The sequence below is a fragment of the Streptomyces sp. NPDC048504 genome (assembly GCF_043200035.1).
GTDB lineage: Bacteria > Actinomycetota > Actinomycetes > Streptomycetales > Streptomycetaceae > Streptomyces.
Map to the genome: position 1 here is coordinate 472,564 of NZ_JBICXA010000003.1, position 25,072 is coordinate 497,635.

General features: G+C 71.1%; 24 protein-coding genes and 1 pseudogene. 13 read left to right on the plus strand and 12 right to left on the minus strand.

What is annotated here, in order from left to right:
• Positions 1 to 269: 269 nt before the first annotated feature.
• The 6 genes from aceE to ACGFY9_RS09925 all read left to right on the plus strand — a co-directional run bounded on the left by aceE (position 270) and on the right by ACGFY9_RS09925 (position 6,892).
• Positions 270 to 2,972: a pyruvate dehydrogenase (acetyl-transferring), homodimeric type gene (gene aceE / locus ACGFY9_RS09900; RefSeq protein WP_393753215.1), complete on the plus strand. Its 2,703-nt coding sequence runs from the start codon at positions 270 to 272 to the stop codon at positions 2,970 to 2,972.
• Positions 2,973 to 3,228: 256 nt separating this feature from the next.
• Positions 3,229 to 4,212: a helix-turn-helix transcriptional regulator gene (locus ACGFY9_RS09905; RefSeq protein WP_393753216.1), complete on the plus strand. Its 984-nt coding sequence runs from the start codon at positions 3,229 to 3,231 to the stop codon at positions 4,210 to 4,212.
• 78 nt (positions 4,213 to 4,290) lie between these two features.
• Complete coding sequence (locus ACGFY9_RS09910) at positions 4,291 to 4,812, plus strand: DUF4240 domain-containing protein (RefSeq protein ID WP_393753384.1); 522 nt, start codon at positions 4,291 to 4,293, stop codon at positions 4,810 to 4,812.
• A gap of 13 nt (positions 4,813 to 4,825) precedes the next feature.
• The gene (locus tag ACGFY9_RS09915) at positions 4,826 to 5,422 is read left to right on the plus strand and encodes a carboxymuconolactone decarboxylase family protein (protein WP_393753217.1); all 597 of its coding nucleotides are present in this window, start codon (positions 4,826 to 4,828) and stop codon (positions 5,420 to 5,422) included.
• Positions 5,423 to 5,618: 196 nt separating this feature from the next.
• Positions 5,619 to 6,329 (plus strand): DUF4232 domain-containing protein, encoded by a 711-nt coding sequence (locus ACGFY9_RS09920; RefSeq protein WP_393753218.1) that lies wholly within the window; start codon positions 5,619 to 5,621, stop codon positions 6,327 to 6,329.
• Between the two features lie 83 nt (positions 6,330 to 6,412).
• Positions 6,413 to 6,892: a hypothetical protein gene (locus ACGFY9_RS09925; RefSeq protein WP_393753219.1), complete on the plus strand. Its 480-nt coding sequence runs from the start codon at positions 6,413 to 6,415 to the stop codon at positions 6,890 to 6,892.
• Positions 6,893 to 6,905: 13 nt separating this feature from the next.
• Here the strand turns inward: ACGFY9_RS09925 and ACGFY9_RS09930 are convergent, their stop codons facing one another.
• The 4 genes from ACGFY9_RS09930 to ACGFY9_RS09945 all read right to left on the minus strand — a co-directional run bounded on the left by ACGFY9_RS09930 (position 6,906) and on the right by ACGFY9_RS09945 (position 9,330).
• Positions 6,906 to 7,136 (minus strand): hypothetical protein, encoded by a 231-nt coding sequence (locus ACGFY9_RS09930; RefSeq protein ID WP_019065394.1) that lies wholly within the window; start codon positions 7,134 to 7,136, stop codon positions 6,906 to 6,908.
• A 103-nt stretch (positions 7,137 to 7,239) separates the two neighbouring features.
• A complete protein-coding gene (locus tag ACGFY9_RS09935) occupies positions 7,240 to 8,100 on the minus strand; it encodes a hypothetical protein (RefSeq protein ID WP_393753220.1) in 861 nt (286 codons plus the stop codon).
• A 103-nt stretch (positions 8,101 to 8,203) separates the two neighbouring features.
• Complete coding sequence (locus ACGFY9_RS09940; protein ID WP_393753221.1) at positions 8,204 to 8,521, minus strand: DUF397 domain-containing protein; 318 nt, start codon at positions 8,519 to 8,521, stop codon at positions 8,204 to 8,206.
• A complete protein-coding gene (locus ACGFY9_RS09945; protein ID WP_393753222.1) occupies positions 8,518 to 9,330 on the minus strand; it encodes a helix-turn-helix domain-containing protein in 813 nt (270 codons plus the stop codon). The genes ACGFY9_RS09940 and ACGFY9_RS09945 overlap by 4 nt, the downstream gene beginning before the upstream one ends.
• A gap of 83 nt (positions 9,331 to 9,413) precedes the next feature.
• Here ACGFY9_RS09945 and ACGFY9_RS09950 point away from each other — a divergent pair, with 83 nt between their 5' ends.
• Together ACGFY9_RS09950 and ACGFY9_RS09955 are read left to right on the plus strand one after the other, a co-directional pair.
• The gene (locus ACGFY9_RS09950; RefSeq protein ID WP_393753223.1) at positions 9,414 to 9,821 is read left to right on the plus strand and encodes an ATP-binding protein; all 408 of its coding nucleotides are present in this window, start codon (positions 9,414 to 9,416) and stop codon (positions 9,819 to 9,821) included.
• Between the two features lie 55 nt (positions 9,822 to 9,876).
• The gene (locus tag ACGFY9_RS09955; protein ID WP_393753224.1) at positions 9,877 to 11,007 is read left to right on the plus strand and encodes a lipid II:glycine glycyltransferase FemX; all 1,131 of its coding nucleotides are present in this window, start codon (positions 9,877 to 9,879) and stop codon (positions 11,005 to 11,007) included.
• A gap of 151 nt (positions 11,008 to 11,158) precedes the next feature.
• Here ACGFY9_RS09955 and ACGFY9_RS09960 read toward each other — a convergent pair whose 3' ends face one another.
• Complete coding sequence (locus tag ACGFY9_RS09960; protein WP_393753225.1) at positions 11,159 to 11,974, minus strand: peptidoglycan recognition protein; 816 nt, start codon at positions 11,972 to 11,974, stop codon at positions 11,159 to 11,161.
• Between the two features lie 188 nt (positions 11,975 to 12,162).
• On the opposite strand from ACGFY9_RS09960, the gene ACGFY9_RS09965 reads away from it, so the two are divergent.
• A complete protein-coding gene (locus ACGFY9_RS09965; protein WP_393753226.1) occupies positions 12,163 to 13,347 on the plus strand; it encodes a MarP family serine protease in 1,185 nt (394 codons plus the stop codon).
• 13 nt (positions 13,348 to 13,360) lie between these two features.
• Here the strand turns inward: ACGFY9_RS09965 and ACGFY9_RS09970 are convergent, their stop codons facing one another.
• Entirely contained in the window at positions 13,361 to 13,849 is a 489-nt protein-coding gene (locus ACGFY9_RS09970; RefSeq protein WP_393753227.1) for a GNAT family N-acetyltransferase, read from the minus strand.
• 73 nt (positions 13,850 to 13,922) lie between these two features.
• Here ACGFY9_RS09970 and ACGFY9_RS09975 point away from each other — a divergent pair, with 73 nt between their 5' ends.
• Both ACGFY9_RS09975 and ACGFY9_RS09980 read left to right on the plus strand, forming a co-directional pair.
• Positions 13,923 to 14,819 (plus strand): TIGR01777 family oxidoreductase, encoded by an 897-nt coding sequence (locus ACGFY9_RS09975; protein WP_393753228.1) that lies wholly within the window; start codon positions 13,923 to 13,925, stop codon positions 14,817 to 14,819.
• Between the two features lie 201 nt (positions 14,820 to 15,020).
• Positions 15,021 to 16,514, plus strand: a complete 1,494-nt coding sequence (locus ACGFY9_RS09980) for an NAD(P)/FAD-dependent oxidoreductase (RefSeq protein WP_393753229.1) — start codon at positions 15,021 to 15,023, stop codon at positions 16,512 to 16,514.
• Between the two features lie 61 nt (positions 16,515 to 16,575).
• Here ACGFY9_RS09980 and ACGFY9_RS09985 read toward each other — a convergent pair whose 3' ends face one another.
• Both ACGFY9_RS09985 and ACGFY9_RS09990 read right to left on the minus strand, forming a co-directional pair.
• Positions 16,576 to 17,700 (minus strand): glutamate--cysteine ligase, encoded by a 1,125-nt coding sequence (locus ACGFY9_RS09985; RefSeq protein WP_393753230.1) that lies wholly within the window; start codon positions 17,698 to 17,700, stop codon positions 16,576 to 16,578.
• A 130-nt stretch (positions 17,701 to 17,830) separates the two neighbouring features.
• Positions 17,831 to 17,887 (minus strand): annotated as a pseudogene (locus tag ACGFY9_RS09990) (hypothetical protein); the annotation flags it as partial.
• A gap of 202 nt (positions 17,888 to 18,089) precedes the next feature.
• On the opposite strand from ACGFY9_RS09990, the gene ACGFY9_RS09995 reads away from it, so the two are divergent.
• A complete protein-coding gene (locus tag ACGFY9_RS09995; RefSeq protein ID WP_393753231.1) occupies positions 18,090 to 18,662 on the plus strand; it encodes a hemerythrin domain-containing protein in 573 nt (190 codons plus the stop codon).
• A gap of 83 nt (positions 18,663 to 18,745) precedes the next feature.
• A complete protein-coding gene (locus ACGFY9_RS10000; RefSeq protein ID WP_393753232.1) occupies positions 18,746 to 19,399 on the plus strand; it encodes a UdgX family uracil-DNA binding protein in 654 nt (217 codons plus the stop codon).
• Between the two features lie 47 nt (positions 19,400 to 19,446).
• Here ACGFY9_RS10000 and ACGFY9_RS10005 read toward each other — a convergent pair whose 3' ends face one another.
• The 4 genes from ACGFY9_RS10005 to ACGFY9_RS10020 all read right to left on the minus strand — a co-directional run bounded on the left by ACGFY9_RS10005 (position 19,447) and on the right by ACGFY9_RS10020 (position 24,802).
• Positions 19,447 to 21,558, minus strand: coding sequence for a xanthine dehydrogenase family protein molybdopterin-binding subunit (locus tag ACGFY9_RS10005; protein WP_393753233.1), 2,112 nt, complete (start codon positions 21,556 to 21,558; stop codon positions 19,447 to 19,449).
• A 35-nt stretch (positions 21,559 to 21,593) separates the two neighbouring features.
• On the minus strand, positions 21,594 to 22,589 hold the full coding sequence (locus ACGFY9_RS10010; RefSeq protein ID WP_393753234.1) for an FAD binding domain-containing protein: 996 nt from the start codon (positions 22,587 to 22,589) through the stop codon (positions 21,594 to 21,596).
• On the minus strand, positions 22,586 to 23,146 hold the full coding sequence (locus ACGFY9_RS10015) for a (2Fe-2S)-binding protein (protein ID WP_393753235.1): 561 nt from the start codon (positions 23,144 to 23,146) through the stop codon (positions 22,586 to 22,588). The genes ACGFY9_RS10010 and ACGFY9_RS10015 overlap by 4 nt, the downstream gene beginning before the upstream one ends.
• 216 nt (positions 23,147 to 23,362) lie before the next feature.
• Entirely contained in the window at positions 23,363 to 24,802 is a 1,440-nt protein-coding gene (locus tag ACGFY9_RS10020; protein WP_393753236.1) for a regulator, read from the minus strand.
• Positions 24,803 to 25,072 lie beyond the last annotated feature (270 nt).

The window sequence follows — 25,072 nt, forward strand, 5'->3', positions numbered from 1 at the left end:
AAAACTCCCCCAGAAACAGCCCAAAACACGGCACCCGGTGCCCCGGCAAAAGGCACCCCGTGCCGACTTTCTCGTAATCAAGATATTTTGCCCGGGAACCTTTGATCGATCATCGATCAGGGAGTTACAGTCACCGACGGGCCACGCGGCGGAAGCCGCACCGTGTCACAGCACAAGGGCCCGCCGCCCTGTCCTGCCAAAGACCAAGGGCACCCCCGAAATCCCCTTGCCGATGAGGGAACCCCCCTTCGACTGAGGAAGGCGGCGTTATGACCGACCCCTACGCCATCCAGCCGAGCGAGCTCGACCAGCTCCCGGACCGCGACCCCGAGGAGACCGCCGAATGGCAGGCCTCCCTGGACGCCGTCGCGAAGGCTGCCGGCCCGCACCGTGCCGCGTACCTGATGCGCCGCACGCTGGAGCGCGCGGAGGGCAACGGCGTCGCGCTGCCCAAGCTGCTTGAGACGGACTACGTCAACACCATCCCGACCGCCGCCGAGCCGTCCGCGCCCGGCGACGAGGCGCTGGAGCGCCGGATCACCGCGTGGAACCGCTGGAACGCGGCGGCGATGGTGACCCGTGGCGCGAAACACGGCGTCGGCGGCCACATCGCGACCTTCGCGTCCGCGGCCTGGCTGTACGAGACCGGCTTCAACCACTTCTTCAAGGGCAAGGAAGCGGACGGCTCCGGCGACCAGCTGTACATCCAGGGCCACGCCTCCCCCGGCATCTACGCCCGCGCCTTCCTCGACGGCCGCCTCACCGAGCAGCACCTCGACAACTTCCGCCAGGAGGCGGGCGGCAACGGCCTCCCGTCGTACCCGCACCCCCGTCGCCTGCCCTGGCTGTGGGAGTTCCCGACGGTGTCGATGGGCCTCGGCCCGCTGTCGGCGATCTACCAGGCGCGCTTCAACCGCTACCTCACCGCGCGCGGCATCAAGGACGTCTCCGAGTCGCACGTCTGGGCCTTCCTCGGCGACGGCGAGATGGACGAGCCGGAGTCGACCGCGGCCCTCGCACTCGCTTCCCGCGAGGGTCTGGACAACCTGACCTTCGTCATCAACTGCAACCTCCAGCGCCTCGACGGCCCGGTCCGCGCGAACTTCAAGATCGTGCAGGAGCTGGAGGCCCAGTTCCGCGGCGCCGGCTGGAACGTCATCAAGTCGCTGTGGGGCAACGCCTGGGACGAGCTGTTCCAGCTCGACACCACGGGCGCGCTCGTACGACGCCTGCGCGAGGTACCGGACGCCCAGGTGCAGACGTACCAGACGCGTGGCGCCGCCTACATCCGCGAGGACTTCTTCGGCAAGGACCCGGCGCTCGTCGAGCTGGCGAAGCTGCTGAGCGACGACAAGATCCTTGAGTGTTTCCATCTCTCGCGCGGCGGTCACGAGGCGAACAAGGTCTACGCCGCGTACAAGGCGGCCGTGGAGCACAAGGGCGGCCCGACGGTCATCCTCGCGCAGACGGTCAAGGGCCACACGCTCGGCGAGGGCTTCGCGTCGAAGAACGCCAACCACCAGATGAAGAAGCTGTCGACGGACGAGTTCAAGCAGATGCGTGACCTGCTCGAACTCCCCATCAAGGACAGCGACTTCATCGACGGGGTCGTGCCCTACGGCCACCCCGGCGCCGACTCCCCCGAGGTCCGTTACCTCCAGGAGCGCCGCGCGGCCCTCGGCGGCCCGGCCCCGGCCCGCCGTACGCACGCGATCGCTCCGCTGCCCTCCGCCTCGGAGAAGGCGTTCGCGTCTTTCGACAAGGGTTCCGGCACGCAGAACGTGGCGACGACGATGGCCTTCGTCCGCCTGGTCAAGGACCTGGTCCGCGACAAGGAGACGGGCAAGCGCTGGGTGCCGATCGTCCCCGACGAGGCGCGCACCTTCGGCATGGAGAGCCTGTTCCCCTCCCTCGGGATCTACTCCCCCAAGGGCCAGACGTACGAGCCCGTCGACCGCGACCAGCTCATGTACTACAAGGAAGCCAAGAACGGCCAGATCCTCAACGAGGGGATCACCGAGGCCGGTTCGATGGCGGACTTCATCGCCGCGTCGACGTCGTACGCGACGCACGGCGAAGCGATGATCCCCTTCTACATCTTCTACTCGATGTTCGGCTGGCAGCGCACGGCCGACCAGATGTGGCAGCTCGGCGACCAGCTCGGCCGCGGCTTCCTCGTCGGCGCGACGGCGGGCCGTACGACCCTCACGGGCGAGGGGTTGCAGCACGCGGACGGTCACTCCCCCGTGATCGCGGCGACGAACCCGGCGGCGCTGTCGTACGACCCCGCGTTCGCGTACGAGGTCGCGGCGATCGTGAAGGACGGCCTCCGCCGGATGTACGGCGAGGCGGCCCCGGGTGAGGACCCGAACGTCTTCTACTACCTCACCGTCTACAACGAGCCGATCCCCCAGCCCGCCAAGCCGGCCGGCCTCGGCATCGACGAGGGCATCGTCAAGGGCCTGTACCGCTTCAACACGGCGGAATCGGCGGGACTTTCGCCGGCTGCCAACGCGGCGCGGATCCAGCTGCTCGGTTCCGGTACGGCGATCCACTGGACGTTGAAGGCGCAGAAGTTGCTCGCGGAGGAGTGGGGTGTGGCGGCCGACGTGTGGTCGGCCACGTCCTGGACCGAGCTGCGGCGGGACGCGTTGGACGCGGATGCGGCGTTGTTGCGGGGCGAGGAGCGGGTTCCGTACGTCCGGCAGGCGCTGCAGGGTGCCGAGGGGCCGGTGCTCGCGGTCTCCGACTACATGCGCCAGGTTCCCGACCAGATCGCGCAGTGGGTCGAGCAGGACTGGTCCTCGCTGGGTGCGGACGGGTTCGGGCTGTCGGACACGCGGGATGCGGCTCGGCGGTACTTCGGTGTCGACGCGGAGTCGATCGTGGTCGCGGCGCTGGCGCAGTTGGCGCGGCGTGGGGAAGTGAAGGCGACGGCGGTCAAGGAGGCGCGGGAGCGGTACGGCCTGTAGGGCTCGGTTTTTCGCCCCCGCCGCCCCTACCCGTCCCATCCTTCTGGGGCTCCGCCCCAGACCCCGCTCCTCAAACGCCGGAGAGGCTGAAAATCAGCCCCTCCGGCGTTGAGCATTCAAGCACCGGTCCGCATCACTCAGCCCGTCCGGCGTTTGAGGACGAGGCCGTTCAGGCCGAAGCGGGGGTCTGGGGGCGGCAGCCCCCAGGGATGGGACGGGTAGGGGCGGCGGGGGCGAGATCCCTCATCATGAACGTATGCGCGCTGCCCGTCTCATCAAAATGGTGCTGCTGCTTCAGTCCCGGCCCTCGATGACCGCCGCCGAGCTGGCCCGCGAGCTGGAAGTCTCCGAGCGGACCGTCACCCGGGACGCGCAGGCACTGTCGGAGGCGGGCGTCCCGGTCTACGCGGACCGGGGGCGGGCCGGCGGGTACCGGCTCGTCGGCGGGTACCGGACCCGGCTCACCGGGCTGGCCCGCAGCGAGGCCGAGGCGCTGTTCCTGAGCGGGGTCCCTGGGGCGTTGCGCGAGATGGGGTTGGAGGACGCCGCGTCGGCGGCGCGGCTGAAGGTCTCCGCGGCGCTGATGCCCTCCCTGTCGGATGCCTCGCGCGCGGCGGCCCAGCGGTTCCACCTCGACGCCCCCGGCTGGTTCACGGAGCCCAGGACACCCGAACTGCTCCCCGCCGTAGCGGACGCGGTCTGGGACGACCGGAGGCTGCTCGCGCGGTACCGGCGCGGGGACTCCGACGTCGAACGGGAACTGGAGCCGTACGGACTCGTCCTCAAGGCGGGGGTCTGGTACCTGTGCGCGCGGGTCACCGCCGACCTCGATTCCTTCCGGGTGTACCGCATCGACCGGTTCACGGCGGTGGAGCCGTGTTCCGAGCGTTTCGTACGGGACCCGGATTTCGGCCTTCCGGCGTTCTGGGAGGAACGGGCGGAGCAGTTCGCGCGGTCGATCCTGCGGGCCGAGGTGGTGGTACGGCTGTCGCCGGACGGCGCGCGGAGACTGCCGTACGCCGTCGATCCGGCCGCCGCGCGGGAGGCGCTGGAGGACGCGGGCGGGCCGGACGCCGACGACGGGTGGGTGACGGTGACCCTGCCGGTCGAGTCCGAGGAGGTGGCCCACAGCCAGCTCGCGGGTCTCGGCCCGGACGTGGAGGTGCTGGCCCCGGAGAGTCTGCGGGCGCGTTTCACGGGCGACGCACGGCGGCTCGCCGCTCTGTACGACCGCCCATAACGATCTGCCCCGCTCCAGGTGACAATCCGCTGCACTCCACGTGCGCACCACCCCTCCAGGCCCGATGCTTGACCCGTGATGGACGAGACGGAGTTCTGGGAGTTGGTGGACGCCACCCGCGAGGCCGCCGAGGGCGACCCCGAGGAGCAGGCCGACCTGCTCGTCGACCGGCTTCTGCTGTTGGACCCGGAGCTGGTCCTGGACTTCGCCCGGCATTTCGAGGCCCGTTACAACCGCGCGTACACGTGGGACCTGTGGGGTGCCGCGTGGGTGCTGCTCGGCGGTGCGAGCGACGACGCGTTCGACTTCTTCCGGTGCTGGCTGATCGGTCAGGGCCGTGAGGTCTACGAGGGTGCCGTGCACGATCCCGACTCGCTGGCCGACCTCATCGACGACTTCGACGACGAGATCGACGGCGACGGTGAGGAACTGGGGTACGCGGCGGACGAGGCGTACGAGCAGCTGACCGGTGCCGTCGCCCCCGACCTGGGGATTCCACCCGCGCCGGCCGAGCCGCTCGGGGCGCCGCTCAACCTGGAGAACGAGGCGGTACTCGCGGAACGTTTCCCGAAGCTGCGGGAGAGGTTCCGGCAGGACTGACGGGGGTACGGCGATGGGTGCCCACCCCTCGACCGAGTCGATGGGCTCGATCGACCGGATCCCGAATCCCAGTGAGGTCACCGTGGCTCGAATACCGTACCCGGAGCGTTCCGCCGAGGCCGTGGACGCGCTTCCCACTCCGCTGAACGCGTTCCGCATGCTCTCGCACGCCCCGGATCTGACGGGTCCGGCGATCGACCTGGGCATGGGCGTGCTCGGGTCGTCGATACCGGTGCGGTTGCGTGAGCTGGTGGTGATCTCGGTGGCGGCGCACACGGACTGCGCCTACGGGATCGTCCAGCACCGCCCGATCGCGCTCCACGCGGGCGTCACCGTCGACCAGTTGGCGGCGGTCGTCGAACTCCGGCGCGAGGAGGGCGAGTTCGACGAGGTCGAGTCGGTGATGCTGACGGCGACGGAGGAGCTGATGGCCCAACACACGCTCACGGACGCCACGTTGGGCACCCTGCGCAAGCACCTGACCGACCGTCAGGTGGTCGAGCTGATCACGACGGTCGGGTACTACACCATGCTCGCCGGCCTCCTGAACGGGCTTGGGGTGGACATCGATCCGGCGGGCGAGCAGTACCTGGGGCTGGGCCGTCGTTAGAACGTGCCCGCTTCCCCCGTTTCATCCGTTTCCCCCGCTCTCCCGTAACGGCGTGTCGACTCACATGTCACAGGGGCGTCTTGATGCGACCCCGCCCGCAACGCCCGCCCGGCTACGGATCTCCTAGGAAGCGACAACACCAACACCCGCTCCGCGCCGACGAGTTGGGTAACGACACCGCTTCCCAGGAGCACCGATGCGCGTCAAGAAGATGTCCGCCCTCGCTCTCGTCGTCGCCGCTGCCGGCCTCTCGCTCAGTGCGTGCAACGGCAGCGACGGATCGAGCGCTTCCGCCAACACCAGCGCGTCCAGCACTGCGAGCGGCTCCACCGGCGACCAGGGCTCGACCTCGGATGCCTCCCCGTCCGGCTCCTCCGGCGGCTCCGGCGGCTCCGGCGGCTCCGGCGGCTCCGGCGGCTCCGGCGGCTCCGGCGGCTCCGGCAAGGGCAGCGAGCCGACTACCCAGCCGCAGGCCGCCACGTCGGTCTCCAGGTGCAAGACCGACAACCTCGCGTTCAGCGCCTCCGCCACGGGGGTCAAGGACCAGGTAGTCGTCAACCTGAAGAACAACGGTGCCGGCAAGTGCAGCATGCACGGCTTCCCGGGCGTCCAGCTCATCGGCCCCGACGGCCTGGGCGACACCGGGCCCGACGCCGCCCGCACCGACGTCTCGGGGTCCACCGTCACCATCGGGTCCGGCGAGGAGACACGCTTCCTGCTGCACTTCATCCCGGACACCAGCGGCTCCGGCAAGACCTACACCCGGCTCTCCGTCACCCCGCCCGACGAGAAGGTCTCGGAGATCGTGAACCTCGACGATCTGGCCTTCACCATCTCCGCCTCCAGCGGCAACGCGCCCGACGTCTACGTCGACCCGGTCGGCTACCACGTCGGCTCCGGCAAGTGAGCCCAGCGGCGTCCTGATTCGCTCAACGATCCCTGCCACCTGCGCCCGGCGGTTCGCCGCCCGCAGTCACCCCCGGAGTGGTCATGTTCCCGATCGTTCGCACGCGCTCGATGATTCTGCTCGGTGCCGCCATCATCGTCCTGGGGGGCGCCGCGTTGGGGGCCGCCCTCCTGTACGCCGGCGAAAGCGCCGAGGGCAACGAACTCAACGACCCGGATCCACAAGCCGTCAGCGAGGTCGCCGTCTGCTCGGACGTCAAGGTCCACGCCTGGGTCACGATGAACGTCGGGACCGTCGCCAAGCCCGACGACAAGTTCGTCGACTACGACGTCGACGCCACCCGCCACGACCACGACCCCTTCGGCCGCACCCTGGCCAAGGGCTGCAACAGCGCCGCCGGAGCCTTCGGGTCCCGGGTGCAGTTCAAGGCACCCGGCCTGAACAAGGGCCGCCCGTTCTATGTGACGACCCCGGCCGACCGCCAACACGTCCTGGTCCTCCGCCTCACCCAGCACCCCGACGGCACGGTCACCAGCACACAGGAGCTGGTCGCCGCCCGATGACGACCACGACTGCCTACGCGGCGGTGCGGCGGCGGGTCGAGTCCGTCGAGATGTAGGCCTGCGTCTGGTCGGCGCGTACCGCGTGGTGCATCGGGGCCGCGTTGGCCTGGTCGAGTGCGGAGGCCGTGACGGCGGCCGGGCCGAGGATCACGGTGGCGACCGCGCAGACGACCGCCCAGGGGCCGCGGGCGGACTTGGCCCAACCGGCCGACTTCTCCGTGGTGTTGGTGTGACTGCTGTTCATTTTCCCCACCTCCAGTCAGTGCGTGTGCATGACGATAGGGAACTTGTCTCGGGGAACTCGGTGAGTTGCCTGCGAGAAACCTGTGAGCGCACGGCGGCCGTGGTCAGGCGCGTAGTGCCGCCCGTACGAGGGCGATGCCGTTGAGCAACACCGGAGCGGGAGTTGGTGTCGAAGCCGGTGTCGGGACCAGTCCCGCGCAGCGGCGGCAGATGCCCGTACGCACACCTCGCGGCAACGGGTCCCGGCACTCCCCGCACTCCGCCAGGGTTTCAACCCTCTTGCGTGGAGCGGTAGTTGTTGTCGGAGTCCGGGCTTCCAGGCGGTACGAGACGAGGGCGGCCGGGGAGCGCACGGGGTAGGGCAGGTCGGCGGTGAGGACCTGGTACAGGTCGGCCTCTGTTGCCCCGCTTGCCTGCCAGCGGGCGACGAGGGGCGCGAGCCGTTCGATCTCCCCGGCACCCAGGCGGAGGGCGGGGGTGCGGTCGCCGAGGCGCGCAAGGAAGTTCGCGGCGCCGGTCTCCGACTCGCCTTGCGGCACGGGCTGGTTGGGGGTGTTTTCCTCGGCGTTCTCACCCAAGGGGTATGCGCCGACGGCCTGGTCCGCCCCTGCCCCGACCGGCGGGTCCTGGTCACTCGGGCCGAATGCGCTGGCGATCTCCTCCGGTGTCGTCAACGCCACGTTGGAGAAGAGCACTTGGGTGGACCACTGGCCGGTCTCGGGGTGCTGGCTGCGCCGGGTGTGGAGGTAACCCTCTTCTTCAAGTTGCCGCCGGGCCTTGCGGACGGCGAGGCGGCCTTCCGGCATCTTCTCGCCGATCGACTGCACGGTCTCCCTCGATCCCTCGGGGAGGGACAGCGCCCACTGGAGGAGTCGTACGGCGGTCCCGTTGAGGCGGGGATGCCGGATGATCTCGTTCGGGGTCTGGGAGAAGAAGCGGGTGGGCGGGATAGCATGCTGCAGCATCGCGGTGGACTCCAGATTCCACTCGTCGGTGTAGGCCCTCAGATTGGTGTTGGCGCACCGCTGAGGGCCGCTCCGTGTCGACACACGGAGGGTGAGTACGTGATTACTGTAGCGCCGACTTTGCGACCAAGTTTACGAAACTCGACCATTCGTCCAGCGAAAACGCCAGCGTGGGACCGGACTTGGCTTTTGAGTCACGGATGTGGACCGTGGGGTGGACTGGTTCCAGGGCGACTTCGAGGCACTCGCCTCCGGCGTCACCGCTGTGGGAGGACTTCCGCCACTCCAGCGCGGCTTCGAGGCACTCGCCGCCCTCCGCGCCGCTGTACGTCGACTTCCGCCATTCCAGGGCGACTTCGAGGCATTCACCGCCCTGGCTGCCGCTGTAGCTGGACTTGAACCACTTCAGGTCGGCGGTCATAGCTCCCCTGCCATCTGCTCGATCACCTTCACGGAGTCGCTCGGCGTGAGCGCCTGCGTCCGGATCATGCCATAGCGCTGCTGGAAGTCGCCGACCTGATCTGGGTCGTCGATCACGAAGCCATAGGACTGCCCTTCGACGTAGGTGACCCATCGCCGTTCCTTCGTCTCCAGCAGTGTGAAGGGGCCGTCGAGACCGGCGTGGCCCTCGTATCGCGTCGGCATGACCTGGATCGAGACGTTCCTCATCTCCGAGAGTTCGAGCAACCGCTCCAACTGGCCCTTGGCCACAGCCGGTCCGCCCATCGGGCGTCGCAGTACCCATTCCTCGATGACCAGCGCGAGGGAGACCGCAGGCAGGCGCGTCAGCAGCTTCTGCCGTGCCAACCGCGCCTCCAACAGGCCCTCAAGCTCCTCGTCGTCCAGCATGGGGCAGTACTCACCGAGCACCGCACGCGCGTACGCCTCCGTCTGAACCAAGCCGTGCACCACAAGCGTGTTGAACGTCCAGACGCTGACCGCCTCGGCCTCCAGATCCACGTACTCCCCGAACCAGGACGGATGCGGACTCCGCTCCAAGTGCTCCGCCGCCGCCTCGATCGCCACCCTCTGTTGAAGGAACTCCGCCGTCTTCGCCACGAACCGGGCACTCGGCATCCGTTCGCCCCGCTCCACCATGGCCACCTGCGACGCCGAATACCCGACATACAGGCCCAGTTGCTCGCGCGTACTGCCCTGCGCGGCCCGCAGCGCCCGCACCACCGACCCGAACATCTTCATGCTCGACGAACCCTCAGCACCGTCCTGCACAGACAACCTCCCCGCCCGCACACTCCCTTGTGTGCCTCCGAAAGTCCTGTTCAGGCTAGCCACATATAACCCACCGTGAGGGCATGCACACGCAATCGCCCCCTGAAGTGGTGCTCCAACTCCTCGCGGAACCAGAGGGGTTCGCCGCCGCGCGCCAAACCGTCCGGGAGCAGCTCACCGCCTGGGGGTATCCGGAACTCGCCGACGCGGCAACACTCTGCGCGACCGAGATGCTCGCCAACGTCCACCGCCACGTGAAGTCCCCGGAGTGCGAACTACGGCTCCGTACCCTCCCGGAAGGCGGGGTTCGGGTGGCCGTCGCCGACCGTTCGCCCGAACTGCCCGTCTGGTACACCGAACCCGACTGGGATACGGAGAGCGGGCGGGGGATCTTCCTGATCGCGTCCGTGGCGAGCCAGTGGGGTGTCACGCCCAGGCAAGGCCGGCGCGGCAAGCAGGTGTGGGCGGAGTTCACAGCCGTGAAGTCTTGACCCGCCCGGTGAGCCCCGGCTTACGGTGGCCGCCGCCGAACAGGAGCGCGCGCCCATGACCAGCCCGTACGTGAAGGGGATCACCCGCGAGGAACACCTCGACCATCTCCGGCTGCACCCGGACGCGAGCCATCTCCAGATCCCCGAGTGGGCCGGCGTGAAGCCCGACTGGACGGCGGAGAGCGTCGGTTGGTTCGAGGGGGAGGCGCTGATCGCCGTAGCGCTCGTGCTGTACCGGGCGTTCCCCGGTACCGGTCGCTTCCTCGCGTATCTTCCCGACGGCCCCGCGATCGACTGGCACAGCCAGCGCCCGGAACGGTACCTGGACCCCCTGATCGCGCACTTGGAGAAGGAGGGCGCGTTCTCGGTCCGCATCGGCCCGCCGCTCGTCGTCCGGCGCTGGGACGCGGCCACCGTCGCGGCGGGCGTCGCCGACCCCTCCGTACGGCATCTGCGGGACCTTCCGACGGACGGCATCGACGGCTACGCACTGGACGCGGCGGAACGGCTCAGGCGCCTCGGGTGGCGCCGGTGCAAGGAGGAGGACGGCAGCGGATTCGGCCTCGGCCAGCCGCGCTACGGCTGCCAGATCCCGTTGGCCGGGCGGTCGGTGAACGAACTGCGCGCCGCACTCTCCCCCCACTGGCTGCAGTCGCTGCAGACAGCGGAGGGCGGGGGTGTCGGCGTCTTCTGGGGCTCGGCGGACGACCTGCCCGCGTTCCATCGCCTGTACCGGGCGACAGCTGAGCGCGACGGCTTCAAGCCCCGCCCCCTGGACTACTTCCGGCGCATGTGGCAGGCGTTGAACGCCGAGGAGTCCGACCGACTTCGCATCTACCTCGCCGAGTACGACGACGAGGTCCTGTCCTCCGCCCTGATGATCAGCACCGGCCCCCGCGTCTGGCACTCCTACCCCGCGTCCGGCCGCCGGGGTCGCGAACTCCGCCCCAGCAGCCTCCTGTTGTGGCGCATGCTCTGCGAGGCCCTGGACTCCGGCGCGGACACCTACGACCTCCGCTCCATCACCCCGTCCCTGATCGCCGACGACCGCCTGGTAGGCCGCCTCCTCTTCAAAACCGGCGCAGGCGGCCAAGCAGTGGAGTACCTGGGCGAATGGGAACGCCCGGTGGGAAGCCAGGGCAAGGTCCTGCAACGGGCGTTGAGCGTCTATCTGGCCCGCAGATAAGAGCGGCCACCTTGGACGGCGGCGCAGCCGCCTTCAAGGGGCGCGGGGAACTGCGCGACCAGCCCCCACCGACCCGCACCCGACATCCAACGGAGCGGGGTCCGGGGGCGCAGCCCCCGGGGATGGGACGGGTAGGGGCGGCGGGGGCGATTCAACGCCCCTGCAACCGCGCAGCCAACTCCCGCACGTCCGGAAGCCGCGCCAACAACGCCGCCCCCGGGCAACTCGTCATGTACCCGTCCTTGTGCCCCGCAAGGGCAGGCAGCATCGCCGCCGTACCACTGGCGTACCGACTGAGGCTGTTACTGGACACCAGCCGCACCTTCACACGCGGATCCACATCAGCGAGCCCCAACTTCCAGGCGGCCAGCGCAGCAATCGCATCCGTCATGGCCCGAGGCACAGCCATCCCCGCCGTGAACGTCCCGATCGCCGCGATCCCCGCAGTCCGGTGATTGAACCCCTGCGTGTGCGCACCGGTGACGGCCCGGTCGACACCCCCCGCCCGCCCCTCGTAGATCGTCCCGCAGTGATCGACGAGGAAGTTGTACCCGATGTCGTCCCAGTCCCGGACCCCGGTCTGCCCGGCGTACAGGTACCGGATGATGCGAGGCGCGTCCGCGCAGTCGTACCCGTTCGGCGAGTCCGTGTGATGGACGAAGACGGCGACGACCTTGTCGTCGTAGCGCGGCGGCGGCTGCGCGTGCCGGGAGAGCGCGTCCAGCCAGGCCGAGCGCGGCACGATGTGCGGCTTGGGCGCGGTGTGCCCGACCGCCGCGGGCCGGGCCGCGACGGGTGGCCGTGCGGCGGCGGCCGTGGCCCCGCGCCCGACGCCGTTCGCGCACAGGGCGAGCACCAGGACGGCGGCGAGACCGGGCAGACAGGCCAGCAGAACGATCGCCGCGCGGGGTATCCGTACCCGCGGCCGTCGTCCTCGTGCACCCGGCGTTCTTCTCAGGACACGCATGGTCACACTCTCGGCCGGAAACACTCAGTCCGCGATGTGTGCTGTGCCACCCCGTGGAACCATCGTCCTGGTCCGGCACGTTTCTGCGGGTACACGCACGCGTGGTGGGTTCACGGGGGCCACGCGCGCGTAACTGATCAGTGGGCCCGTTCCTCGCGTACTAAGGGTTCCGAGAGAAAGGCGGCTCCGTGGACCTGCTCGACCTGCTGTTGTTGCTGGTGATCCTCGCCTACGCGGCGTCCGGATACCGGCGCGGCCTCGTCGCCGGATGTGTGTCGCTCGCCGGGTTCGTGGGCGGTGCGGTCGTCGGCGTGTGGGTGCTGCCGTGGGTGATGGACCTGGTGACTCCGGGGACGACGACGGCGACGGTGACCGCCGTGCTCACCGTGCTGACCCCGGCGGTGGTCGGGCACGAACTGGCGGGGCGGCTCGCCCTGAAGCTGCGCAAGGAACTGGACCAGGGGCCGCTGCGGGTGGCCGACGGGATCGGCGGGGCCGCGGCGAACTCGGTGGCGGTGATGATCGTCGCGTGGGTGGCCGCAAGCGTGCTGGGCGCGTCCTCGTCCGCGACGGTCACGACGGCGATCCAGGACTCGACGCTGCTGGGCAGCGTGCAGAAGCTGATGCCGGACACGACACCGACGTGGTTCTCGCGGGCCACCTCCGCGCTCACCGAGGCGGGCTTCCCGCAGGTCTTCAACCCGTTCGAGAACGAGTCGACGGCCGAGGTCGCCAAGCCCACCGGCGACAGCGTCACCGCCGCCGCGACGAACGCCTCCAAGCGGAGCACGGTCAAGATCGAGGGCTCCTCGGGCACCCAGGGCCGCGAGGGCAGCGGCTTCGTGTACGCCCCGCAGCACGTGATGACCAACGCGCACGTGGTGGCCGGCATCGACAACCCGACCGTCCGCATCGGCGGGGTCGGACGGTCGTACGAGGCACGGGTGGTCCTCTTCGACCCGCAGAAGGACGTCGCCGTGCTGTATGTACCGGGGCTGTCCGCGCCCGTGCTGAGCTTCGACGACAGCGCGGCCCGCGGCGACTCGGCCGTCGTCGCCGGCTATCCCCAGGACGGCGACCTGAACCTCCAGGCCGCGACCGTCGCCAACCGCGTGAACGCGACCGGCCAGAACATCTACAACGACGGGACGGTCACCCGCGAGATCTACTCGATCCGCTCCACCGTCCGCCCCGGCAACTCCGGCGGCCCTCTCCTGACCACCGGCGGCAAGGTCTACGGCGTCGTCTTCGCCCGCTCCACCTCGGACAACGAGACGGGGTACGTGCTGACGGCCGACGAGGTCTCCGGGGACGCGCAACGGGCGGCGACCGCGACGGCCCAGGTGGACACGGGCGACCTGGTCACGTCGTAGATCAAGCCCTACCTCACAGGGCGCGGCCCATGAGGACGTCGTCGACGTACTTCCCGTCGAGCAGGAACTCCTCGGGCAGCACGCCCTCGACGGCGAAGCCCTCGGCCTCGTAGAGCTTCCGGGCCGGGGTGTTGTGCCCGAGCACGCGGAGGGTGATCCGCCGGGCGCCCTGCCGCCTGGCCTCGGTCATGGCGGCCCGGATCAGCGCCCGGCCGACCCCGTGCCCGCGCGCCTCGTCGGCGACGGCGAGCCCCTGGATCTGCCGGACGTGCGCGTTGCAGGCGAGCGAGGTCGCGGGAACCACCCGGATGTAGCCGACGATCCGGCGGTCGAGTTCGGCGACCAGGAACTCACCGGGCGCGTGCCGCTCGTCGAAGAAGGGGCGGTACGGCGGCTGCGGCCGGGGCGTGACCGCGTGCAGGCTGGACCAGGTGGCGCGGTCCAGCGCGCCCAGTTCCTCGTCGTCGTCGGGCAGGGCTGTGCGTATGTTCGGCTCGGACATGTGGGCCAGGGTACGGCGGGCACGGCGCGGTCCTCATGGGGGTTTTATGGATCAACGAGGCAGGATGGACGCCATGGAACGCTCGCGAATCGCGGTGACCGGCGCCTCCGGTCTCATCGGCAGCGCACTGGTCCGGTCCCTGACCGCGGACGGGCACGAAGTGGTGCGCCTGGTGCGGCGCGCCGCCCGGGGCGCGGACGAGGTGTGCTGGGACCCCGAGGGCCAGTACGTGGACGCGGCCGGGCTCGACGGGTGCGACGCGGTGGTCAACCTCGCCGGTGCCGGGGTCGGCGACCACCGCTGGACGGACGCCTACAAGAAGCAGATCCGCGACAGCCGCGTGCTCGGCACGGCGGCCCTCGCGGAGGCCGTGGCCGCACTGGACCGGCCGCCGCGGGTGTGGGTGAACGGCAGCGCGATCGGCTTCTACGGAGAGACCGGCGACCGTGCCGTGGACGAATCGGCGCCTCCTGGGGACGGCTTTCTGCCCTCGCTGTGCGTGGAGTGGGAGGAAGCCACGGCGCCCGTGCGGGAGGCGGGCGTACGGACCGTGTTCGCGCGGACCGGGCTGGTCGTGGCACGTGAGGGCGGGGCGTGGGCCAAGCTGTTCCCCCTCTACAAGGCGGGACTCGGCGGACGGTTCGGCAACGGGCGGCAGTACTGGTCGTTCGTCGCGCTGCACGACGAGGTGGCGGCGATCCGGCATCTCATCGACACGGACGGGCTGTCCGGCCCCTTCAACCTCACCGCGCCGAACCCGCTGACGAACCGTGAGATCTCCGCGGCCATGGGGCGTGTGATGCGCCGCCCGTCCCTCTTCACGGTGCCGGCGCCCGCGCTGAAGCTGGTGCTCGGCGAGATGTCGGGGGATGTGCTGGGGAGTCAACGGGTGCTGCCGAAGCGGCTGTTGGAGTCGGGGTTCACGTTCGCGTTCCCGGAGATCGAGGGGGCGATCCGGGCGGCGCTGTGAGCGTCTGAGACCCCGGGGGCGTCCGATGATGCCCGATGATGACGCTCGGCGACCGTATGCGACCGCCGTGCGACCGTGCCCTGCGTATGCGCGACTGCCCTTGACCGATCACGGCCCTAACCTCGACCCGAACTCGGGTATCCCTGGAGGCTGTTGGGGGCATGACGACTCCACCGGCCGCGCAACCTCTAGGAGGGGCACGTGCTTGAGCCCGCGTACCAGGCGGACGTCGTCGTCGTGGGAGCCGGGGTCGCCGGACTCGCCGCGGCGCATCGGCTGATCAGCGCAGGAGTAACGACCGTGGTCCTGGAGGCCGCCCCTTACGTGGGGGGCCGTATGTCGACCGAGAAGGTCGACGGGTTCCGGCTCGACCGGATCGGGCAGTTCCTGTCCACCTCGTACCCCGAACTACGCGTCACCCCGGGCCTCGACGCCCTGGTGCTGCGCCCCTTCGCACCGGGGGTCCTCCTCCACAGCGACGGCCGCCACCACCGTGCGGGCGCCCCGGCGCCCGGAGGGAGCGCATGGGGCGCATTCCACGCGGTACGCGCCCTGGCGAGCGCCCCTAGGTCGGGGGCGATGCCGCAGGTGCGAACAAGGTCGGCGTGGGGTGGGGCAGGCTCTCCCGAACGCGGGACGACGCTCCGGGACCGTACGGGATCCTCCTGGGGCGGCCCCACGCTCAAGGACCGCCCTGTGGACACCCGCAGGGTCGCCGCCGTGCCCAGGCCACGGACCGGCGCCCCGCTCGGCGGCCCCGTGGATCAGGCCCGGCTCGGGGCCGCGTTGACGCGCCTCGCGGCGACGCCGGTCGAACGGCTCCTGTCCCGGCCCGAGTTGGCGGCCGGGCAGGCGCTCGCCGCCCGCGGAGTGCCCGCGCGGACCATCGACGGGTTCCTGCGCCCCCTCCTCGCCGCGCTGCTGTGCGACCCGGAGTTGACGACCTCCAGCCGGTGCGCCGACCTCGCGCTGCGCGCCTTCGCGGGCGGGCGGCTGTGCGTGCCGGAGGGCGGCGCGGAGATGCTGCCCGAGGTGCTCGCCGCCGCGCTGCCGCCGGGCACCGTGCACACCGGCGTGCGCGTGACGGCCGTATCGACGACGTCGGTGACCACGGCCGAGCACGGCGAGATCCGCTGCCGGGCGGTCCTGGTCGCGACGGACGCGCGCGCGGCGGCCGAACTCCTGCCCGGCCTGCGCGTCCCGGACTTCCACCCGGTGACGGTGGTCCACCACACGACCGACGACCCGCCCACGACCGGCGCCGCCCTCCTCCTGGACTCCGACCGCGGCGGCCCGGTCGCCCACACGTCGATCGTCAGCGAGGTCGACCCCAGCCGCGCACCGGCAGGCCGCGCACTCGTCTCCTCAACGGTCCTGGGCCCTCCCCCACCGGACGTCGAGACCGCCGTACGCATGCATCTGTCCCGCCTCTACGGCACCTCGACCACCCGCTGGGAAACCCTCGCCGTCCACCACACCCCCACGGCCGTGCCCGTCATGCGCCCACCGCACGATCTACGGCGCCCCGTACGCCTGTTGGCCGGCCTGTACGTGTGCGGCGACCACCGGGACACGAGCACCGTCCAGGGTGCCTTGCACTCCGGCCACCGGGCTTCGTCGGCGGTCCTGACGGACCTGGGCGCGGCGAACTCGATGCACAGGGCAGATCCCTTGGCGACAACACAGGCCGCCTGAGCGGGGTCGGGGAGTCGAGGGCAGTCTCCGCCGAACCCTTCGGGCACACTGGCCACGGCCTTCAAGGGCGCCCTGTACCGTCCGGTCCGGCGGGCTCGGGCGCGATCAGGTCGAGCAGGCCCTTGGTGCCGCCTCGGGAGAGCGCGGCCCGCTGCCTGGTGGCCCCTGTCCCCCCGTCGACAAGCCGTTGCACACCGGCTGTCACCCGGTCTACGTCACCGAGTTCCTTGAGGGCGGGCGTGATGTGGGCCAGCAGCGCGCCGACCACGTCGGCGGCAGGCGATGGTCTGTCCGTGCGCGGGTCGACCAGGTCGGCGCTCAGTCCGCGACGAGCGGCGTGCCAGCCCGCTGTCTGAAGGATGCCCGGCGACGGATTCAGGGGGCGCGCGCCCCGACGGCCCTCGCGCAGGGCGGTCACCACCAGTCCGCGGGCGATCCCGGCGATGGTGACGGCGCTCTCGACGTCCAGTTGGACGTCGGGCGCCCGGACCTCCAGCGTCGGATACTCGTCGGACAGGCGGGCGTGCCAGTAGAGCTGGTGCCGGTCGGCGATCACACCGGTATCCAACAGAGCGGCCACCTGCTGTTCGTAGTGGGCGGCGCCGGAGAAGAACGGGGGAGGGCCGCTGACCGGCCAGCGACCGAAAACCACGGTACGCCAGCTGGCGAACCCGGTGTCGCGCCCGTTCCAGAACGGGGAGTTGGCGCCCAGCGCCACCAGTACCGGCAGCCACGGGCGCAGCCGGCCGAGCGCGGCGGCGCCGACCTGGCGGTCAGGGACGGCGACGTGCACGTGCGTGCCGCAGATCAGCTGCTCGTCCACCAGTTGCGTCGCGGCCGCGCGCATCTCCCGGTAGCGCGGCGTACCCGTGACCGGCACTCTCGTCTCCCCCATCAGGGGTGCGCCGCCGGTTGAGGCCAGTCGGCAGTCCACACGGTGTGCCGTCGCGCCCAGCGAGCGCCGGAACCGACTGAGGTGCAGGGCGACCTCGTCGAGGTCGGAGCAGACCGGGGTCGCTACCTCCACCATGGCCTGCAGAAGTTCGGTCTCGACTTCCTCCTGCTTGAGTCCGGGCTCTCGCCGCGCCGCCCTCCGGAGCCGGCCGACGCGTGACGCCGGCAGCGCGGTCCGGCTGTCGAGCAGCAGGAACTCCTCCTCCACTCCCAGCGTCACGCCTGTCGTCATGGTCACCGGCTACCCCGGATCGGCCTGGCCACTGATGCCGGGGAGTCGCCCGCTGCTGAGTGAGGCTCCACGCGTACTGGAGCCAGTCCGCGATCGTCACCACGCTCAGCGCACCGGCTGCCAGCCGGGTGGCGCGGGGTGCCGCGGTGTATTCGCAGAACGGGGCGCCGGCGACCCAGGCGGACATGCAGAACGGGCAGGTCGCGGTATCGAACAGCCGACGATGACGGCTGCCGATGCGGGCCCCAACGGCTTCCGGGTCCTGGGCGTTTGTCCGAGCGCCCAGGGGTACCCGGGGGGGACGAAAAGTGCACCGTTGCCGTCGTGGCCGTCGAATAGACGGCCCGGAGTCGGTAGGTGGTGCGTCGGACTGGAGTGAGGAGTTTCCTATGGGGACGGCTCAGGGCGAGCGGGCTGCCGCGGCACAGTTGCCGGAGGGGGACATCGTGGCCCTGCTCCTCGAACAGCACGCCAGGATAAGGGAGTTGTTCACGGAAGTCAGGAACAGCCAGGGCGAGACCCGGAAGGCGGCGTTCGACGGTCTGCGCGCGCTGCTGGCCGTTCACGAGGCCGCCGAGGAGCTGGTTGTCCGCCCGGCGGCGAAGAAGACGGCGGGCGATGAGGAAGCCGACGCCCGTAACCACGAGGAGGCCGAGGCCGCCAAGGTCCTCAAGCAACTGGAGGGCATGGACGTGTCCAGCCCGGACTTCGAGCGCCTCGTCGCCGAGTTCGAGCAGGCCGTCAGTGAGCACGCGGACCACGAGGAGGCCGAGGAGTTCCCGGCGCTTGTGGCCCAGTGCAGCCTGGAACAGAGGCGCGGCATGGGGCAGCGTCTGTCGAGGGTGGAGCATCTCGCCCCGACCCATCCGCACCCCGGCGCCGCGGGCAAGCCGGCCATGCTCGCTCTGACCGGACCCTTCGCCGCCATGATGGACAAGGCGCGCGACGCGATGCGCTCCTGAACCCCGCCCGCGGACTTCCCCGCGGACGACCGCGTACCACCCGCGGGGGTGACTCTCGACACCCGAACAGCAGGAGGTGGACCGTGGCACCGGACGACTACGACGCGACCTCGTATCTACCGCTCCGGGGCGGTCTGCCCGCGCACCGGCGGGCCGCCGCCGAATGCCATGGCTGCCCGCTGTACCGCGACGCGACGCAGACCGTCTTCGGCGCCGGCGCGGCCACCGCGCGCCTGATGCTCGTCGGCGAGCAGCCCGGCGATCAAGAAGACCGGGCTGGCCGGCCCTTCGTCGGCCCGGCCGGTCATCTGCTGCACAAGGCGCTGGCCGAGGCGGGACTCGGGGACGAGAAGACGTACGTCACCAACGCGGTCAAGCACTTCAAATTCACCCCCGCCGAACGAGGCAAGCGTCGCATCCACAAGCCACCGAGCCTGTGCGAGACAGCGGCCTGCCGCCTCTGGCTGGCCGCCGAACTACGGCTCGTCCACCCCGACTTGGTGGTGGCGCTGGGGGCCACGGCGGGCCGCGCGCTCCTCGGCCCGTCCTTCCGGGTGACCAAGGATCGCGGCGCGGTGCTGTCGCTGCCCGACGTGGAAGGCGACGCGGCACCTGCCGCCGGTGGCGTCGTGGCGACCGTCCACCCGTCCGCCGTCCTGCGGGCCACCGATCGAGAGGCGGCGTACGCCGGTCTGGTCGCGGACCTGCGCGTGGCTGCGGATGCGCTCGCCGGGTAGCACCCCGGAGGCGGCCCGGGACATCGCCCGAGAACGTCTCTCCGCGCTCACGGCCCCGTGAAAGGCGGCAGGCCCGCCAGCACGCGGTCCGGTGTGAGGGGCAGCTCGCGGTAGCGGACACCGGTGGCGTGGTGGACCGCGTTGCCGAGGGCCGCCGCCGTTCCGACGATCCCGATCTCGCCGATGCCCTTGCTGCCCATCGGGTTGAGGTGGAGGTCGTCCTCGTCGATCCAGTGCGCCTCGACGGCGGGTACGTCGGCGTGCACGGGGACGTGGTAGGCGGCCAGGTCCGCCTCGGTGAAGTCGCCGAACGCGGCGTCCATGGTGCTGCCCTCGGTGAGGGCCATGCCCAGGCCCATCGTCATTCCGCCGATGAACTGGGAGCGTGCGGTACGGGCGTTGAGGATGTGCCCGGCCGCGTACACGCCCAGCAGGCGGCGGACACGGATCTCGCCGGTGACCGTGTCGACGGCGACCTCGGCGAAGTGGGCGCCGAAGGCGTGCCGCGCGTAGTCGCTGTCGGCGTCCGCGCTCCCTGCCGTGTCGGCGCTCGCGGTGAGCCCCGGCTCGGGCAGCGGCCCCGGGTGCTCCGCGAGGCCGGCGCGCAGCCGCGTGCAGGCCTCGTGGACCGCCCAGCCCCAGGAGGCGGTGCCGGAGGAACCGCCGGCCAGCGAGGCGGACGGCAGGTCACTGTTGCCGATCTCCGTACGGACCCGGTCCAGTGGGACGCCGAGGGCGTCGGCGGCGACCTGGGCGAGGACGGTACGGGCACCGGTGCCGATGTCGGTCGCGTTGACCCGTACCGTGAAGCTCCCGTCCGGCAGTGCCTGCGCGGTGGCGGTGGAGGGCTGGATCAGCACGGGGTACACGGCGGCGGCCACCCCTTGCCCCACGAGCAGAGGGCCGGCGGAACGCGGACCCGGGCGCGGGTCACGGTGCGCCCAGTCGAAGCGCCGGGCGCCTTCGCGCAGACACTCGACCAGGTGCCGGCTGCTGAAGGGTTTGCCGCTGTCCGGTTCGGTACCGGGCTCGTTGGCGACGCGCAGCTCGACGGGGTCCGTGCCGAGCGCGACCGCGAGTTCGTCCATGGCCGACTCCAGGGCGAACATGCCGGGTGCCTCGCCGGGCGCGCGCATCCAGGAGGGGCTCGGCACATCCAGCGGTACGACACGGTGGGTCGTACGGCTGTGGGGCGAGGCGTACATGACGCGGGCGGGCACGGCGGCCTGCTCGACGAACTCCTTGAGACGGGACGTGTGCGTGGTGACCTCGTGCAGGAGGGCGCTGAGAGAGCCTTGGTCGTCGGCGCCGAGGCGGACCCGGTGCAGGGTGGGTGCCCGGTGCCCGACGAGGGCCGGCAGGAAGCGGCGCGGGAGCGCCACGGTGACGGGGCGTCCCGTCTGCCGTGCCGCCATCGCGGCGAGCACCACGTGCGGGCGGGCCGTCCCCTTGGACCCGAAGCCGCCGCCGACGTGTTCGGACACTACGGTGACCTGCTCCTCGGGAAGCTCGAACAGTGCGGCCAGCGTGGCTCGTACGGCCGTGGTTCCCTGGCTGGAGTCGTGCACGACGAGCCGGTTGTCGTCCCACCGGGCGGTGGCCGCGTGCGGCTCCATCGGGTGGTTGTGCAGGGGCGGCACGCGGTAGGCGGCGTCGACGCGGACCGCGGCCGACGCGAACGCGTCCTCGGGGTCGCCCCGGTCCCGGTGCCCGGGATATCCGCCGTTGGCCTTCTCGGGCACGTACGCCCCCGCGTGGCTGTCCGTGAGCGTCACGTCATGGTCCTGCGCGTCGTACTCGACACGGACGGCGCCGGCACCGGCCCGGGCCGCTTCCAGCGTCTCGGCGACGACCAGGGCGACCGGCCAACCCCGGTGCGGCACACGGGAGTTCTGAAGGACGGCGAGCGTGGGATCGTCGGCGTCGGCGAGCCGGGGAGCGTTCTCGTGGGTGAGCACGGCGAGGACCCCGGGCAGTCGCAGCGCGTCGGTGGCGTTGATCGCGCGGACCGAACCGCAGGCGATCGCGGCGGTGACCGGCCAGGCGTGAACGCCTCCGGGGACATGGTGTTCGGCTGCGTAGCGGGCCGTGCCCGTGACCTTCTCGCGGCCTTCCCGGCGCTCTACGGGCGCGCCCAGTGCGGTGTGCGTGTCGGCCATGGAGTCCTCCTCGTGGTGCCGGGGCGGAAGCCCTGTCAGGTGCTGGTCGTCGGCGGCGCCAACCGGCTCAGCACGTCGAGGGCGAGGCCGCGGGCCAGGCGCACCTTGTAGGCGTTGTCGGACAGGGGCTGGGCGGCGGCGAGTTCCAGGTCCACGGCCCGCTCGAAGGCGGCGGCGGTGGGCGCGGCACCCAGCAGCGCCTCCTCCGTGCGCCGGGCGCGCCAGGGCCGGTGGGCGAGCGCCCCGAAGGCGACACCGACGTGCCGCACGACACCGTCGTCCACCCGCAGGACCGCTGCGACGGAGGCGAGGGCGAAGGCGTACGAGGCGCGGTCGCGGGCCTTGCGGTAGAGGGACGGCAGCCCGGCCGCCGCGGCCGGCAGGACTACGGCGGTGATGAGCTCACCGGGGCGGATCTCGGTGTCGCGCTCCGGATGGTCACCGGGCAGCCGGTGGAACTCGGCGGCGGGGACCGAACGCTCGCCGTCGGCTCCGTACAGCTCGACGTGCGCGTCGAGGGCGGCCAGCGCGACGGCCATGTCGGAGGGATGGGTGGCGATGCAGTGCGGGGAATGTCCCAGGACCGCGTGGTCGCGGTGGACGCCGTCCCGTGCGCCGCAGCCGCTGCCCGGCTCACGTTTGTTGCACGGTTTGCCGGTGTCCTGGAAATAGGGGCAGCGGGTGCGCTGGAGCAGGTTGCCGCCGGTGGTGGCGATGTTGCGCAGCTGTCCGGAGGCCCCGGCGAGGAGCGCCTGCGAGAGCGCCGGATAGCGGTCGCGGACCAGGGGGTGGGCCGCGAGGTCGCTGTTGCGGACAGTGGCCCCGATCCGCAGCGCGCCGCCGGGCAGTTCTTCCACCGAGTCCAGGGGCAGCCGGCTGACGTCGACGAGCGTGGCTGGCTGCTCCACGCCGAGCTTCATCAGGTCGACCAGATTCGTGCCGCCGCCGAGATAGCGGGCGCCGGGATGCGAGGCGTACGCGTCGGCCGCCTCCTCGACGCTGCCTGCGCGCACGTATCCGAAGGGCTTCACGGGATCACGTCCTCGACGGCTTCCACGATGTTCGGGTAGGCGCCGCAACGGCAGAGGTTGCCGCTGAGCCGCTCGCGGATCTCGGCCCGGTCCAGCGCGACGGGCGGCCCCGAGGGGGCGCCGGGGTCGGTGACGTGGGAGGGATGGCCGGCGGCGGCCTCGGCGATGGCGCCGATGGCGCTGCAGATCTGCCCCGGAGTGCAGTAGCCGCACTGAAAGGCGTCGCGGTCCAGGAAGGCACGCTGGAGCGGATGGAGTTCCTCACCGTCCGCGCCGAGTCCCTCGACGGTCGTGATGTCGCCGCCGTCCAGCGCGACGGCGGGCAGCAGACAGGCGTTGGCCCGGCGGCCGTCGACCAGAACCGTGCAGGCCCCGCACTGACCGTGGTCACAGCCTTTCTTGGCGCCGGTCAGGGAGAGGTCCTCGCGCAGTACGTCCAGGAGCACCGACCGGTGGTCGACGGTGAGACTGTGCGGTTTGCCGTTCACCCTCAGGGTGATGTCCGAGTGGTGGCGGTCGGGCGAGCCGGTGGTGGCGTGTGCGATGTCGGATTCCACGGAAGGCCTCCCATGCGTACAAGCCGTCGGATGGCAGACGGGTATCCAGGCAGATCTCGTCCACACGCCACGGGTACGCCGGCTTGCGCTGCGGCATTCTTTCGGGGGCCCGGGGAACTGCGCGACTCCGACTTCTTTCAGGGGCGCGGGGAACTGCGCGACCAGCCACAACGAGGCCGCGCAGGCCCCACGAACCGCAACCACCGCGGCGAAGGGCTACCCGTACGCGGCGACCTTGTCGCGATACCCCCGCACCGGCGCCGCGTCCTTGTACGGCTCAAGCCGCCGCTCGAAGTCCCGCACGTACTCGACCGCCCGCACCGACCGCATCTCCACGGCCTGCCCCGCCGCCTCCGCCCCCAACGCACAGGCCTGATCAAGCTCACCGAGCCCAAGTCGAGCGGAGGCGAGAACGACCCGGCAGAACAGCCGACTTCGGGCAAACGCGGGCGCCCGCAACTGCAACGACCGCTCCGCATGCTGCGCGGCCGCCCGGAACTGCTGAAGGTCCCGATGCGCGTGCCCGAACTCGTCGGCGAGCTGCGCCTCGTCGAAGAACCGCGCCCAGTAAGGCACTTCATCCCCCGCACGCGCCGTCTCAAGGGCGCGTTCGGCCCGCACGAGCGCCGAGGTGCACGCCCGCACCTCGCCCAGCACCCCGTGCGCCCGCGCCTCCACGGAGTGCAGCAGCGACTGCACGACGGGCGGCGCGCTGGTCCCGACCCCCTGCTGCGCCACCCGCGCGAGCTGTACGGCCTCCCGCCCGTGCCCGAGGTAGACGGCCTGCCGGCTCATGGTCATGAGCACGTACGAGCCGTAGGCCCGGTCCCCGGCGGCCTGCGAGAGCCGGAGCGCCTGCACGAAGTACCGCTGGGCGAGCCCGTGCGCGGCGATGTCGTACGAGGTCCAGCCCGCGAGCCGGGTGAGGTCGGCCGCCGCGGCGAACAGGCGCCGGCCGGTCTGCTCGCCGTAGGTGCCGCGCAGCATCGGCTCGGTCTCGTGCTCCAGGTAGCGCACGAGGGCCTGCCGGGCGTGACCGCCGCCGTAGGCGTTGTCGAGGGTGCGGAAGAGTTCGCCGACCGAGCGGAGCGCGGAGATGTCGCCGCCGGTGACCTTCTGGCCTGGCCCGCGCTCGGCGGCCTGGCCGCGCTGGCGGGGGACGGCGGGGCGGCCCTGCGGGGGCACGCGGTTGGCGGGTTCGGCGCGGCCGACGCGGTCGTCGGCGCGGCCGATGAGCCAGTCCCGGCTGGGCACCACGAGCCCGGCCGGGGTGAAGGCGATCTTGCGGAGCTCGGCGTGGCTGCCGGAGTCCTTTCGCCACAGCCCGCTGACGATGTCGACGGCCTCCTCGGGGGTCGCGGCGAATTCGAGCCCGGCGTACACCGGCGCACAGGCGTCGAGCCCGAGGTCCTGGGCGGTGAGCCGGCGGCCGAGCCGGCGCGTGAAGACCTCGGCGATGAGGGCGGGCGTGGTGCCTCTGGGCTGCTGTCCGCGCAGCCACCGGGTGACGGATGTCTTGTCGTATCTGAGATCGAGTCCGTGCTCCAGACCGAGCTGGTCCACGCGACGGGCGAGACCTGCGTTGGAGAACCCCGCTTCTGCGATGAGCGCGGCGAGCTGACGGTTGGGAGTGCGCTGCGCGGGTCGTTCCGTCATCTGCGGTGCGGTCTCCTGCCTTTCGGGCCCCAGCAGGGGCCGATGCGGCCACTGCCTGCCCGGATTGCCTGTGAGCAGCCCTTTTGGCCTCGTGAACGGCGCGAATGTAGCGGAGCGTAAGCATCCCGTCGCACATTCCGACGTGCATTCATCCGATCGTGTGAGGATTGGTCGTAGGGCTGACGGCCCCGGCCGCCCGGAGCGCTGTCAGCGGTCGGTCGTACAGTGGCGTAGGCATGTTTCGTGCCTTACGACTCATAGGTGCTGCTG

What these genes read in the sequence shown, in the direction of transcription:
- aceE (WP_393753215.1), top strand. Translation starts at nt 270, where the DNA reads ATGACCGACCCCTACGCCATCCAGCCGAGCGAGCTCGACCAGCTCCCG.
- ACGFY9_RS09905 (WP_393753216.1), top strand. Translation starts at nt 3,229, where the DNA reads ATGCGCGCTGCCCGTCTCATCAAAATGGTGCTGCTGCTTCAGTCCCGG.
- ACGFY9_RS09910 (WP_393753384.1), top strand. Translation starts at nt 4,291, where the DNA reads ATGGACGAGACGGAGTTCTGGGAGTTGGTGGACGCCACCCGCGAGGCC.
- ACGFY9_RS09915 (WP_393753217.1), top strand. Translation starts at nt 4,826, where the DNA reads ATGGGTGCCCACCCCTCGACCGAGTCGATGGGCTCGATCGACCGGATC.
- ACGFY9_RS09920 (WP_393753218.1), top strand. Translation starts at nt 5,619, where the DNA reads ATGCGCGTCAAGAAGATGTCCGCCCTCGCTCTCGTCGTCGCCGCTGCC.
- ACGFY9_RS09925 (WP_393753219.1), top strand. Translation starts at nt 6,413, where the DNA reads ATGTTCCCGATCGTTCGCACGCGCTCGATGATTCTGCTCGGTGCCGCC.
- ACGFY9_RS09930 (WP_019065394.1), bottom strand. Translation starts at nt 7,136, where the DNA reads ATGAACAGCAGTCACACCAACACCACGGAGAAGTCGGCCGGTTGGGCC.
- ACGFY9_RS09935 (WP_393753220.1), bottom strand. Translation starts at nt 8,100, where the DNA reads ATGCTGCAGCATGCTATCCCGCCCACCCGCTTCTTCTCCCAGACCCCG.
- ACGFY9_RS09940 (WP_393753221.1), bottom strand. Translation starts at nt 8,521, where the DNA reads ATGACCGCCGACCTGAAGTGGTTCAAGTCCAGCTACAGCGGCAGCCAG.
- ACGFY9_RS09950 (WP_393753223.1), top strand. Translation starts at nt 9,414, where the DNA reads ATGCACACGCAATCGCCCCCTGAAGTGGTGCTCCAACTCCTCGCGGAA.
- ACGFY9_RS09955 (WP_393753224.1), top strand. Translation starts at nt 9,877, where the DNA reads ATGACCAGCCCGTACGTGAAGGGGATCACCCGCGAGGAACACCTCGAC.
- ACGFY9_RS09960 (WP_393753225.1), bottom strand. Translation starts at nt 11,974, where the DNA reads ATGCGTGTCCTGAGAAGAACGCCGGGTGCACGAGGACGACGGCCGCGG.
- ACGFY9_RS09970 (WP_393753227.1), bottom strand. Translation starts at nt 13,849, where the DNA reads ATGTCCGAGCCGAACATACGCACAGCCCTGCCCGACGACGACGAGGAA.
- ACGFY9_RS09975 (WP_393753228.1), top strand. Translation starts at nt 13,923, where the DNA reads ATGGAACGCTCGCGAATCGCGGTGACCGGCGCCTCCGGTCTCATCGGC.
- ACGFY9_RS09985 (WP_393753230.1), bottom strand. Translation starts at nt 17,700, where the DNA reads ATGACGACAGGCGTGACGCTGGGAGTGGAGGAGGAGTTCCTGCTGCTC.
- ACGFY9_RS09995 (WP_393753231.1), top strand. Translation starts at nt 18,090, where the DNA reads ATGGGGACGGCTCAGGGCGAGCGGGCTGCCGCGGCACAGTTGCCGGAG.
- ACGFY9_RS10005 (WP_393753233.1), bottom strand. Translation starts at nt 21,558, where the DNA reads ATGGCCGACACGCACACCGCACTGGGCGCGCCCGTAGAGCGCCGGGAA.
- ACGFY9_RS10020 (WP_393753236.1), bottom strand. Translation starts at nt 24,802, where the DNA reads ATGACGGAACGACCCGCGCAGCGCACTCCCAACCGTCAGCTCGCCGCG.